The organism is Microbacterium sp. 69-10, assembly GCF_001897945.1.
Taxonomy (GTDB): Bacteria; Actinomycetota; Actinomycetes; order Actinomycetales; family Microbacteriaceae; genus Microbacterium.
In genome coordinates this window covers 15,151-27,748 of record NZ_MKRT01000020.1, presented here as the reverse complement: position 1 = coordinate 27,748, position 12,598 = coordinate 15,151, and the positions used below count along the sequence as shown (strand labels likewise).

Annotated in this window: 10 protein-coding genes and 1 pseudogene; 3 read left to right on the top strand and 8 right to left on the bottom strand. The window is 69.2% G+C overall.

Going from position 1 to position 12,598, the window contains the following annotated elements; all coding sequences use genetic code 11:
• The first annotated feature begins 38 nt into the window (after positions 1–38).
• The 3 genes from BGN97_RS08345 to BGN97_RS08335 are packed head-to-tail and all read left to right on the top strand — an operon-like array spanning position 39 to position 2,884.
• Complete coding sequence (locus BGN97_RS08345) at positions 39–608, top strand: PadR family transcriptional regulator (protein ID WP_292699971.1); 570 nt, start codon at positions 39–41, stop codon at positions 606–608.
• Positions 609–628: 20 nt separating this feature from the next.
• Positions 629–2,317 (top strand): AarF/UbiB family protein, encoded by a 1,689-nt coding sequence (locus BGN97_RS08340; RefSeq protein WP_292699969.1) that lies wholly within the window; start codon positions 629–631, stop codon positions 2,315–2,317.
• A 24-nt stretch (positions 2,318–2,341) separates the two neighbouring features.
• Complete coding sequence (locus BGN97_RS08335) at positions 2,342–2,884, top strand: hypothetical protein (RefSeq protein WP_292699967.1); 543 nt, start codon at positions 2,342–2,344, stop codon at positions 2,882–2,884.
• A gap of 46 nt (positions 2,885–2,930) precedes the next feature.
• On the opposite strand, the gene BGN97_RS08330 is transcribed toward BGN97_RS08335, so the two are convergent.
• The 8 genes and pseudogenes from BGN97_RS08330 to BGN97_RS08295 all read right to left on the bottom strand — a co-directional run bounded on the left by BGN97_RS08330 (position 2,931) and on the right by BGN97_RS08295 (position 12,585).
• Positions 2,931–3,950, bottom strand: a complete 1,020-nt coding sequence (locus BGN97_RS08330) for an FUSC family protein (protein ID WP_292699965.1) — start codon at positions 3,948–3,950, stop codon at positions 2,931–2,933.
• A gap of 233 nt (positions 3,951–4,183) precedes the next feature.
• Positions 4,184–5,452, bottom strand: a pseudogene (locus BGN97_RS08325) (IS256 family transposase).
• Positions 5,453–5,800: 348 nt separating this feature from the next.
• Positions 5,801–6,040, bottom strand: a complete 240-nt coding sequence (locus BGN97_RS08320) for a helix-turn-helix transcriptional regulator (RefSeq protein ID WP_292699963.1) — start codon at positions 6,038–6,040, stop codon at positions 5,801–5,803.
• Between the two features lie 169 nt (positions 6,041–6,209).
• Positions 6,210–7,247 carry an alpha/beta hydrolase gene (locus tag BGN97_RS08315; protein ID WP_292699962.1) on the bottom strand — a complete coding sequence of 346 codons (1,038 nt, stop codon included), beginning with the start codon at positions 7,245–7,247 and terminating at the stop codon, positions 6,210–6,212.
• A gap of 10 nt (positions 7,248–7,257) precedes the next feature.
• Complete coding sequence (locus BGN97_RS08310) at positions 7,258–8,436, bottom strand: family 1 glycosylhydrolase (protein ID WP_292699961.1); 1,179 nt, start codon at positions 8,434–8,436, stop codon at positions 7,258–7,260.
• Positions 8,433–9,941 carry a family 20 glycosylhydrolase gene (locus BGN97_RS08305; protein ID WP_292699960.1) on the bottom strand — a complete coding sequence of 503 codons (1,509 nt, stop codon included), beginning with the start codon at positions 9,939–9,941 and terminating at the stop codon, positions 8,433–8,435. Before BGN97_RS08305 ends, BGN97_RS08310 begins: the two co-directional genes overlap by 4 nt.
• A complete protein-coding gene (locus BGN97_RS08300) occupies positions 9,938–10,789 on the bottom strand; it encodes an ATP-binding cassette domain-containing protein (protein WP_292699959.1) in 852 nt (283 codons plus the stop codon). The genes BGN97_RS08305 and BGN97_RS08300 overlap by 4 nt, the downstream gene beginning before the upstream one ends.
• Entirely contained in the window at positions 10,786–12,585 is a 1,800-nt protein-coding gene (locus BGN97_RS08295) for a dipeptide/oligopeptide/nickel ABC transporter permease/ATP-binding protein (protein WP_292699958.1), read from the bottom strand. The genes BGN97_RS08300 and BGN97_RS08295 overlap by 4 nt, the downstream gene beginning before the upstream one ends.
• Positions 12,586–12,598: the final 13 nt, after the last annotated feature.

Here is a 12,598-nt window from a genome sequence, read left to right as displayed (position 1 = left end):
ACATATCGTTAACCATCGTTCACGTCTGAGGAGGCATCATGAACGGATCATTCCCCTCCGGTGGTTTCGGGTTCGGCGCGAGCAACGGGTCGGGCAACCCGCTCGCCGGCGTCTGGGAGGCGATGGACCAGCTGCGCTCGCAGTTCGAGCAGCGCTCCGGCGGCTCCCGCATGGCGCGCGGCGACGTGCGCGCGGCCGTCATCAGCCTGCTCGCCGAGCGGCCCATGCACGGCTACCAGATCATCACCGAGATCGCCGATCGCTCCGGCGGCGCCTGGAAGCCCAGCGCCGGGTCCGTCTACCCCACGCTGCAGCAGCTCGCCGATGAGGGCCTGATCACCGCCGAGGAGCAGGGCGGGCGCAAGACCTACTCGCTCACGGATGCCGGTGTCGCAGCATCCGAGGAGGCCGCCGACAAGCCCGCGCCCTGGGAGTCGGTCGGCGGACGGCCCGGCGGGCATCTCTCGGCGCTCCCCAAGGCGGGCATGGAACTCGCCAGTGCCACAGCTCAGCTCGCCCGCACCGGCACGCCCGATCAGGTGGCCGACGGCGTCGCCGTGCTCGAAGACGCCCGGCGTAGGCTGTACGCCATCCTCGCCGAGGGGTGACGAACACAGAGGGAGCTCGCATGGCTGAAGCTCTGCCGGGCCCCGCCGGTACGGCGCATCGCGCCCGCTACCGTCGCATCCTGGCGTTCGCCGCGCGCGTGTTCGTGCAGGTGTGGTGGTTCGAGCTCGTCCTGCCACGTCTCGGCATGACCAGGGTCGCCGACCGTGGCCGGAACGAGCGGATGCTGCGCCTGGCCCGGCGCTTCCGCGACCTCGCCGTCGACCTCGGCGGCCTGATGATCAAGGTCGGGCAGTTCCTCTCGTCGCGCCTTGACGTGCTGCCCCCGGAGATGACCGCCGAGCTCGCCGACCTGCAGGACGAGGTGCCCGCGGTGGCGTTCGCCGAGATCCGGGCATCCGCTGAGTCCGAGCTGGGGATGCCGCTGGAGCGCGCCTTCGCGTCCTTCGACGAGACGCCGCTGGCCGCGGCATCCCTCGGACAGGCGCATCGCGCCACGCTCGCCGCGACCGACGCGGCCGACACCGGGCTCGAACGCGTCGTCGTGAAGGTTCAGCGGCCCGGGATCGACGAGATCGTCGCGGTCGACCTCTCGGCGCTCCGCCGCGTCGCGCGCTGGGCGCAGCGCGTGCGGATGGTTCGCGACCGGGTCGACGCCCCGGCGCTCGTCGAGGAGTTCGCGCAGACCTGCCGCGAGGAGATCGACTACCTGCACGAGGCCGCGAACGCCGAGCGCTTCGCGGCCTGCTTCGAAGCGGATGCCAGGGTCGCCGCGCCTGCGGTCGTCTGGGAGCGAACGACCCGCAAGGTGCTCACCCTCGAGGACGTCACGGCCATCAAGATCAACGACACCGACGCGCTGCGTGCGGCCGGCATCGATCCGGCCGAGGTCGCGCAGGTGTTCGGCGACGTGATGCTCGACCAGGTGTTCACGCACTCCTTCGTGCACGCAGACCCGCATCCGGGGAACGTGTTCGTGACCCCCGTGCAGGGCGACGCGGGCGGCCACCCCTGGCGCCTCACCTTCATCGACTTCGGGATGATGGCCGAGGTCCCCGACAGCATCCGGGCAGGGCTTCGCACTCTGGTGATCGCTGTCGCCGGGCGCGACAGCCACGGTCTGGTCGAAGCGGCGCAGCAGATCGGCGTGCTGCTTCCCTCCGCCCGCACGGCCGAGCTCGAGCGCGCCCTGACGGTCCTGTTCGCGCGCTTCGGCGGTATGGGGTTCCACGAGCTGCGCGACGTCGATCCGCGCGAGCTGACCGACTTCGGCGTGGAGTTCGGCGAGACCATGCGGTCGCTGCCCGTGCAGTTCCCGGAGCGGATGCTGCTGCTCATCCGCGCCGTCTCGCTCACGTCCGGGCTGTGCAGCGCGCTGGACCCGACCTTCAACATCTGGGAGCCCGTCGAGCCGTACGCCGCGCGACTGCTGCGCGATCAGAGCGGCGGCCTGCTCAAGGACATCGGCGCGCAGACGGCGGCCAACCTCGGGAGCCTCTGGCGGCTGCCCGCGCGCGTGGACTCGACCCTCGACAGATTGGATGCCGGCACTCTCACCTTCGACATCTCCAGCCTGGAGAACCGCCTCGACCGGATCATCCGGGTGGCGTACCGCGTGGTGTCGGCGGTGCTGTTCGGCGGGCTGCTGATCGGAGGGGCGCTGCTGCTGGCGACCGCTCCTCCGCTGGGGATCGTGCTGATGTGCATCTCGGCAGTGCCTCTGCTGCACGCGCTCTTCGGGCGGCGCTGACCGTAGGACCGCTACCGTCGGATGATGAGCACCGTCGTACTGACCAAGGTCGTCCTGTTGATCGTGGTGGTGGCGCTCGTCCCGGCCGTGGCGTGGTGGATGCGGCGGCATCCGAACCGTTCGAAACAGCATCCGGATCGGCAGCGGATGCCGAAACTCATCGCCGTCCTCGGCTGGATCCTGCTCGCCCTCGGCGTGCTGATGTCGCTGGTGGCCTTCACCTCGGACGACGCCGACGACCCCACCGCGTTCCGGATCGCCTCCGTCGCGATCCTCTTCGGCGGAGTGCTGTTCCTGATGCTGTACCGCAACTGGTACGTGGCGCCGGAACGGGACGCCGTGCACTACCGGACGGTCCTCGGGCGTGAGGGACGGATCATCTACAGCGACATCGTCGACTACAGGATGACCGAGGTGAACGGGCAGCCGAACCTGCGCATCACCGCGTCGAACGGGGCCAAGCTCGCCCTGAACCCCGCCATGTACGACATGTCGCCCCTGCTCGCGGCGATCCGGTTCAAGGAGGCCCGCGGTCGCTGGCCGCTGCCGGGCGAGGTGTCCGAGTGATGCTGCACGCGCTGTTCGGACGGCGCTGACCGCAGGACCGCGTCGACTACTTGCGGCGCAGTGCCGCGGAGATGACCGCGATCAGGGTTCCCGCCGCGACGCCGATGACCGTCTCGAGCATCCGGTCCCTGAGCAGCGCGTCGACAGAGGTCGGCGCGGCGAGCTCCACCATGAGCAGAGCGAGGGGCGTGACGAAGACCATCGCGATGCCGTAATTGCGTCCCACGAACATCTCGGCGCAGGCCTGGAACACCACCGCGAGCGCGACGACGGCCAGTGGCGGCAGATGCAGGGCGAGGATGCCCGCGGCGACCAGTATTCCGACCAGGGTGCCGACGAGGCGCTGGATTCCCCGGATGATCCGCGCGTTCACGTGTGCGCCACTGACGGCGGCGGCCGCGCCGACCATCGCCCAGTACCAATGCGTACCCACCAGCAGCAGTCCGATCGCGCCGGCGAGCAGAGTGGCGGCACCGACCGTGACGGCCATCTCCCAGGCGACGCCGCCGATCCGCTGCCGAGCCTGGGCCGGGGCGATCTCGGGGAGGGCCCAGTCCCTGGCGACCGCGAACAGCGTCGTCACCAGCAGTGCGAAGAGCACGCTCCCCACGCCCACGACGAGCACGTTCGCGAACGCGGTGTCGGATGCGGGGATGCTGGCGGTGGCTCCGATCGCGAACACCGCGAAGAGCGCCCCAGGAGGATGCCAGCGCATCGCGTAGGCGAGCAGCGTGACAAGCGACGCGACCGCGGCGACCGCGACGACGGCGACGAGCGCCGGCACGCGGAGGAACGACAGCGCGCTGCCGGCGAGCATCGAGAGCAGCAGCACGCCTCCGGCGATCGCCTGCATGCGCAGGCGATCCGAGAAGACGTCGCCGCGTCCGTAGAGCGCCGCGAACGACCCGAAACTGGCGTAGATGCTGAGGTCGAGCCGCCCGATCGCCCACAGGACCAGCAAGGGGACGCCGACGCTGACCGCGGCTCGGATCGCGACACGATGGTCGCCGCGCGACGGGGCGACCCTGATGACGCCCGTCCACACCCGTCCGCGAGAATCCGCCACACCTCAAGCGTAGACATCGTGCGTGGTCACTGCTGACAGGAGAGCCGCGATGGAATCCGGACAGATGCCGCAATCGAGCGGAGGGTCTGCTGTCGGGTGACATCCGCCGTGACAGCTGCTGCCAGCCAAAGTAAGTGTTTCGGGGCACCCGAAGTGACACGAGCCGTGACAGCAGGCGAGGTCAAGTCGCTTGGCGTGGTGTTATTGCGTCGCTTCCTGATGGTGGGTGATGGTCAGGCGGTGAGGTAGAGCTCGGGGTGTGTGGGGTCGGCGTGGTCGTGGAGGGTGTGGATGAGTTTGCGCATGGAGATGTCGGAGAAGTAGCGGCGTTCGCCATAGGACCATTCCTCGTGTTGCTCTTGGAGGATGGCACCGATGAGGCGGGTCACGCTGTCGCGGTCGGGGAAGATCTGGACGACATCGGCGCGGCGTTTGATCTCCCGGTTCAGACGCTCGATGGGGTTGTTGGACCAGATCTTCTGCCAGTGCTCTCGAGGCAGCGCCGCGAATCCGGTCAGATCGCCTTCGGCGGCCTCGAGCATGACGGCGATCTCGGGGAACGAGGACCGCAGGCTGTCGGTGACGGCCTTGTAATGGGCGGTCACGGCCTCGGTCGTGGTCTGCGCGAAGATCGTGGAGATCAGCGCGTTGGCCGGCTTCGAGCGGGCGGAGCCGAGTTTCTGGGTGACGTTGCGCGCGAAATGGACCCGACAACGCTGCCACCCCGCGCCCGGCAAGATCGCCTTGACCGCCGCTTTCAGGCCGGCGTGCGCGTCACTGGTGACCAGCGCGACGCCGAGCGGATCGGCGTCGGTGGCGACCTTCAGCCCGCGGTCGCGGAGGCCGCGGAGGAACTCGGTCCAGAAGTCCGTGGTCTCCGCGTCACCCAGCGCCATCCCGAGGATCTCCCGGTGGCCGTCGCCGCTAACGCCGGTGGCCACGACGAGGGCTTGGGAGACGACACGGCTGCGGTGGCGCACGTCGAGGTAGGTGGCGTCCAGGAACAGATACGGGAACCAGGTGTGATCGATCCGGCGATGCAGGACCTCCTGCACCGCCTCATCGATCTCCCCGCAGATCCGCGACACCGTCGACCGGCTGATGCCGGTGTCGTTGCCCAGGGCACGGATCAGCTACTCCACCTTGCGAGTGCTGACTCCCTCGATCCACGCCTGACAGATCACCGCGTAGAGGGCCTTGTCGACCCGGCGGCGCGGGTGCAGCAGGCTCGGGAAGAACGACCCCTCCCGCAACTTCGGGATCTGAAGGTCGACTTCGCCAGCCGGGGTCGCGAGCACCTTCGATCGGGTTCCGTTGCGGCGGGTGGTCCGCTCAGGGGTGCGCTCGTAACGGGCGGCGCCGATCTTCACGGTCGCTTCCGCGTCAACGAGGTCTTGCAGACCGGCTTGCAGCATCCGGCGGAACACGTCCTGATGCGCGAGCTCAGGGTCGGCGAGGACTTCACCGATCAGGGGCGTCAAGGCAGACTGGTACTGGGTCATCGTGGGATCTCTTCTTTGCTTCTTGCCGGAAACAACTGGTCATCCCACGATGGCCCTTCATCGTCTACGACGACGAGAAGCCCCGCGGGAAATGACACCACCCTATGGGACTCACCCGCGGACACCTGGACCCGAAAACGACCCGAAATCCTGAACGACGCTCATCTGAGCGACAGCCAGAAAGGTCTGTCTGACCAGGGAGTTTACGGCGGAGACGGAGGGATTTGAACCCCGCGGTGGAGGTCATGCCCGGAGGCGGTCGGGTGCGTTCACGTTGATTCGACGCGAGTAGCGGGTACTTTTGGCTCCGTTCAGCAATGGTCAGAGTTGCCCAGATTTACGCGATTCTTACGCAGCCGTCGGCTCGCCCGAGGACAGCACGATCCGGCGTTCGCCGAACGTCGCGACGACCTCGACAATACCGCCGAGCACTTCAACGTACGCAGGCAGGGTTGCGAGCCCGGACAGGTCGAGATCGCCGGCCTCGAGCGCAGAGATGGTCGGCTGAGTGAGCGCCATTCGGTCGGCGAGCTCCTTCTGTGCGATACCGCGATCCTCGCGGATTTCACGCAGACGGTAAGCACGCACCTCCGCGCCGAATCGCTCCTGATGCCGTGCGACAGCCCCCTCATCCGGCGCCCGTTTCGCCCGCGCTTCGCCCCAACTCGTCGTCGGGCGCGCCTTGGTGGTTGCACTCGTCTCCGTCGTCCTCCCTCTCGAGCCATGAGCAGCCCAGTCCCCCGAGTGTCGTCGCCGCTCACCAGGAGTCGGAGACACCAGCGCGCATCGGGGCACTGGTGACGGTGCGCAGGAACGAGACGTACTGCTTCATGGCATCCCTCGCCTGTTCCGTGTCGAGCGCCAGCTGATACTCGTGCCCAATGGTCTCGGGGACCCCGCCCGCATCGAAGAACAGCGTCGTGACATCGACCCCGGCTTCCGCCGCAGCCTTCGCCCAGGCAAGATTCTGTGCCAGCAACGGATCGGCCGGCCCCGTCGAGACGAACAGGGGCGGATAGTCGGCGTCGACATGCTTCGGCAGTGCGGTCATGAGGAAGGAGTCGTCCTGCAAGAACTCCTTCCTCCCCGAGTACGCCCACATCACCGTGCGCATGAAGAAGCCGAAGGTGGCGTTGTCGTAGTTCACGGTCGTCGGGTCATACGGGCCACTGAACTGCACGGTTCCGACCAGCTGCTGCGGTGCGATCGGCGTCGGAAGCCCAGCGCGCGTCGCATAATCCGGCTGGGCGATCGCCATCGCCGCCTGCGCCGCGATATGGGCACCCGCCGAGTCACCGGCGATCACGACCCGATCAGGATCGATGTGCAGGTCTTCGGCCTTGCCGGTCGCGTAGGCGATCGCGGCGCCCACCTGCCGGACGGCGATGGGATAGATGGCCTCGGGCGCGTGCGTGTACTCGACGTTGACGACGACGAACCCGTGCGAGGCGAGAATCCGCAGGTAGTCGCGCAACGGCTCCTTCTGACCCGCGATGAATCCGCCTCCGTGAACCCAGAACACGACCGGGAGGGATCCGGTCGCATCGTCGGGCCGGAACACGTCGATGCGACCCTGGTCACTGCGCGCGTCGTAGACCAGGTCCAGATCCGAATGGATGCCGTCGGGCACGAGCCGCGCGGCGGTCTGCGCGTTGGCGAGACCCCCGGGGTCGGGAATCTGCCGCAGAAGCCACACGCTCGGCCAGACGCTGACGTTCCAGAACACCACACCGGCGGCGATGACTGAGACGAGAGCGCCCGCGATCCACAGCACGGTCTTCTTCCACCGCTTCATGGGGTCATACTCACGGCATGCGCCCCGTGCGGGCGATCTCACCGAGCCAGGCGAGCGACGGCTTGGGGGTGCGGGCGAACGTCGTCCGGTCTACCGCGATCAGTCCGAACGTGGGCTCCCAGTTGCCCCACTCGTAGTTGTCGAGGAGGCTCCAGTGCAGGTATCCGCGCACGTCGATGCCGTCGTCCAGGCACGCGCCGAGCCCCTGCAGGGCGCCGGTCGTGTACGCGATGCGCTGCTCGTCGGAGCGGGTGGAGATGCCGTTCTCGGTCACCAGGATCGGCACGCCGGGCAGCAGATCTGCGGTGTGGCGGATCGACTCGCCGAGCGCCTCCGGGTAGTACTCCCACCCCGTCGTCGTGCGCGCGACGTGGGCCTCCGGCTCCACCTTGCCGTCGGCGTCGAAGACGGTGCGCGTGTACGCCTGCACCCCGATGAAGTCGTCGTGGACGGCCGCGCTCAGCCAGACATCCTCGACGGCGGCACGGTAGGCGCGGCCTTGCTCGGCCCCCGCGGCCGTCCACTGCACGGTCTGGTTCGCGACGCTCCACCCCACGGCGAGGTCGCCCCGGTGGGCGCGCAGCAGACTGCGCGCCGCGCCGTGAGCGGCGATGAGCACGTCGCGCACACCCTCATGCGGCAAGGGCAGCAGTCCGCCGAGACCCGACCCGAGCGTCACCTCGCCCGTGAGCACGCGATGCATGATCGCCACCATGTTGGGTTCGTTGATCGTGACGACGCGTGAGACGCCGGCATCGAGAACCGGCAGCACCGTCTCGACGTAGGCGGTGAAGCGCTCGACGGCATCCGGGGCGAGCCAGCCGCCCGCGCGGGCGAACCAGGCCGGGTTCGTGAAGTGGTGCAGCGTGACGATGGGCTCGAGTCCTCGTTCGCGCGCGCCCTGGACCATTCGTCGGTAATGGTCGATGGCGGCAGCCGACCACTGCCCCGGGGCCGGTTCGATGCGAGCCCACTCGATGCTGAAGCGGTAGGCGTTCAGCCCCGCGGCAGCCGCGATGTCCATGTCCTGCGGCCACCTCTCGAAGCTGTCACAGGCATCGCCGCTGGCTGCCATCGGCGAGCCGTCGGCGTGCTCGAGGGCCCACCAGTCGCTCGCGACGTTGTTCCCCTCGGTCTGATGCGCCGACGTCGACGCCCCGATCACGAACCTCGTGGGCAACAGCGTCACGAGAACACCTCCGCACTCCGATAGAACGATCCGAACCCGAGCCGCGTCCAGGCATCCGAGTACGCGCGCGCCGCCGCCGTGGCGACCGCCTCATCCACGCGCTCCGCGCCCCAGGCCCGCTGTGCGACGAAGGCCAGTCGCGGCAGCAGCAGCGTCGCGGCGTCGTCGAGGGACGTGATCGTCTCCGCCCACAGCGCCGCTTCGACCCCTGCGACGCGGATGCCCGCGGCGACGATGTCGTCCTGCGCCGTCGGCTCCCACCGCAGAACGTCGGTGGATGACGTGCGTTCGTAGTTCGGAAAGCCCAGCCGCTCCAGCAACTTCGTCTGTGCGGGGTCGACGCTCGACTCGACGGGTTTGCGGTCGAGGTAGAGCGGGTCGCTCGAGGAGACGATCGTCGGGATGCCCGCCGCGCCGAGCCGCACCGCATCGCCGACCGACTCGGCGAAGGTCTCGGCCAGCAGCGGGATGAACGGGTGGTAGGCCTCGGGCATCTCATCCCGGGCCTTGACCGGGTCGAACCGATCGCGTTCGGCGATCCAGAGCTGCCCGAGGTCCTGCGGGGTCAGGGCGCCGGACCGACTGGTCTCCTGCCAGCCGACGACACGGCGCCCGAGGGCACGGACGGCCGCGACGGCCTCGACGACGAAGGCGTTGTAGCTCTCGTGGGGGTCGCCGAATGCCTCGTCGCCGCCGATGTGCAGGTAGGGCGAGTCGCAGCGAGAAGCGAGCTCCGCCAGTGCGGCGCGCACGAGGTCGGCGACGCCCTCGGCGCCCCATTCGACGTAGCGGAGCACCGGGTGCGGGCCGGTGACGACGTCGACCCCGGCTGCGGACACGGTTTCGGCGACGTGACCGGGAAGGTCGAGCTCGGGCACGACGGTCACGTGCCGCTCCCGCGCGTACGCGACAAGCCCCGACAGCTCCTCGCCCGTGAGGTGCGCGTCGCACGGGGTGAGGGCGTCGTATCCGGGCACCGCGAAACGCCACGCCTGAGAGTCGGTGAGGTGCAGGTGCAGCACGTTCAACTTGTGCAGCGCGAGCAGGTCGACGATGCGGCGGATCTCTTCGACCGGGTACCACCGGCGCACGATGTCCAGCGAGAGACCGCGCCACGAGAAGCGCGGGTGGTCGCCGATCCGCGGCACAGGTCGGCCGTGCGCGGTGAGGGTGGCCACGGTCACGAGTGCGCGGAAGAACGCCTCGTCGCCCGCGCCCGTGACGACGAGCCTTTCGCCGGCGACCCGGATCTCGTAGGCTTCCGGCTCGGCCGCCGCCGGCATCGGTCGAGGCTCGGCGCCGACCGGCGTCGGCGCCGTCACCGCCCCGCGCTCGAGCACGACGTGCGGTGCGTCCTCGTCGGCGATGAGTCGGATGCCGAAGGCGCGCGAGACGAGGTCGGCGACGGCCCGGACGTCCATCCCCCCAGCGGCCACCCGCAGGACGTCACGCGGCAGGGCGACACGCTCGGCGTCGTCGGCCGACTGCGGCAGCGGCAGGATCATCGCACGACCGCCGTGCGACCGAACTCGCGCTCGAACGCTTCGCGGCGCGCGCGCTGGGCGGCCGGATCGACGACGGGCGCGGCCAGCAGGAGCTTTCGGGTGTACGCCTGCTCGGGGCGCTCGGTCACCTGCGCCGCATCGCCTTGCTCAATGATCTCGCCTCGGTAGATCACCGCGACGCGGTGGCTTATGTGACGAACGACGGTCAGATCGTGCGAGATGAACAGATACGCGACATCGGTCGCCTGCTGGATCTCGATGAGCAGCTCCAGCACCGTCTCCTGCGTCGTCAGGTCGAGCGCGGAGACAGGCTCGTCGCAGACGATCAACTTCGGGGCTAGGGCGAGCGCGCGGGCGATCGCGATCCGCTGCCGCTGACCGCCGGAGAACTCGCGGGGGAGTCGACCCGCCGCCCCTCTGGGCAGTCGCACGCGATCGAGCAGGTCAGCGATCCGTGCGCTGGCGCGGTGCCGCCCTTCCCCCTGCGCGAGCAGGGGTTCCATGAGGGTGTCGCCGACCGTCATCGACGGGTTCAGGGAGGTGTACGGGTCTTGGAAGATGACCTGCATGTCGCGCGAGAGCCGTCGGCGATCGCGGCGTGACGCGTTCTGGATCTCGGCGCCCTCGAAAGTGATCGTTCCCGAATCGGCGGGCACGAGACCCAGCACGGCGCGACCGATCGTGGTCTTGCCAGAGCCGGACTCTCCCACCAGACCGAGCGTCTCGCCGGGGCGGATCGACAGCGAGACATCGCGCAGCACCTGATTGCGCGGGGCGCGGAAGCCTCGTCCGGGGAACGAGACGGACAGATCGTCCACTCGCAGGAGGGGCTCGGACTCGAGGTTCATGCGATCTCCTTCGTCGCGGCGCGCGGCTGCCAGGGCTCTCGGACGACGTCCGCATCGGGGACGGCTGCCACCAGTCGCCGGGTGTAGTCCTCGGTCGGTGAGAGGAGGAGCGTCTCGGTCTCGCCGCGCTCGACGATGCGCCCGTCGTTCATGACGGCCACCCGGTCGCACAGGTCGGCGATCACTCCGAGGTTGTGTGTGACGATGAGCACTCCCACCCCGCGCTCGTCGCGCAGTCGCCGCAGGATACCGAGCACCTCCGCCTGCACCGTGACGTCGAGGGCGGTGGTCGGCTCGTCCGCGATGATGAGGTCGGGGTCGGTCGACAGGGCGCCCGCGATGAGCACACGCTGTGCCATACCGCCCGAGATCTCGTGCGGGTACGACGCGTACACGCGCTCGGGATCGGCGATCTCGACCGCGGCGAGCAGTTCGAGCACGCGCGCCTTCGCCTGCGCCTTGGTCAGCCGCGGCCCGCGACGGCTGCGCACGCGCAGCGGTTCGCTGAGCTGGGAGCCGATCGTGAAGGACGGGTCGAGGTTGCTCATCGGCTCCTGCGGCACGTATCCGAGCGCGCGTCGGCGGGCGGCCGCGGTGGACGGCTCGACGTCGATGACCTCCTCGCCCTGGATCAGGATGCTGCCGCCGGCGACGTAGCCGCCTTCGGGAAGGATGCCCAGTGCGGAGAACGCGGTCTGGCTCTTGCCCGACCCAGACTCACCGACGAGGCCGACGATCTGCCCCGGCGCCACGTCGAGGTCGACGCCGTGGACGACCTCCACGTCGGGTCCGGTCGGCTTGCGGTAGGCCACTTTCAGCCCGCGGATGGACAGTAGCGCGCCGCGCCCGTCCCCGGCGATGGCGGAGCGCTCGCTCGCGCGGCCGGCGGCGAGGGTGGCGCGCTCTCGTCGGGTGACCCGACGCATCTCGCCGCTGCGGTCGTCGAGGGCGTCACGGATCCCCGAGGCGAGCAACACGAGGGCCGCGCTCGTGAGGCCGAGCGCCACTCCGGGCCACACCAGGAGCAGGGGCGCCCGGTTGAAGTTGTTGAACGCCTCGTTGAGCATCGCACCCCACGTCGGGGTGTTCCCGCTGCCGATTCCGATGAACTCGAGGCCGGCCTGCAGGCCGATCGCGATTCCGGCGACGAGGGCGATCTGGATGATGACGGGGGCACGGACGACGGTCAGGATGTGGCGGCCGATGATGCGCCAGTCCGGCAGACCGGACACGCGTGCGGCATCCACGTACAGCTCGTTGCGCACGGCCGCGACGGCGCCGCGGACCAGTCGGTAGAACGAGGGTGCCACCAGGAAGCCGAGCACGATCATGAGCACCCAAACCGTGGGGCCGAGGACGGCGCGGGAGGCCAGGAGCACGATCATCGCGGGCAGCGACATGACGAAGTTGGTCACCCAGCCCGACGCCGAGTCGAACCATCCGCCGTAATACCCGGCGAGCAGACCGGTCGGCACGCCGATCACGAGGGCGACCAGGAGGGCGATGACCGCGCCGCCCAGTGTGTTCTGTCCGCCGTAGAGCAGGCGGGCGAGAACGTCGCGCCCTGCGGTGTCGAACCCGAGAGGATGCCCCGGCTGCGGGCCCTGGAACGCGTTCTTCGGGATGGCGTCGTTGGGCCCGAAGGGGGCGAGAAGAGGTGCGCAGACGACGACGAGCACGATGAGCACGAGCACGATCGCGGCGGTGAGCGCGAGCGGTCGGGAAAGGAGCGCCCCCAGGACGCTCGGGGCCTTGACGGCGGCGGCGTCGGCGACGCGCGGCTCTTCGGTGGGCACAGTGGCCTGCTGG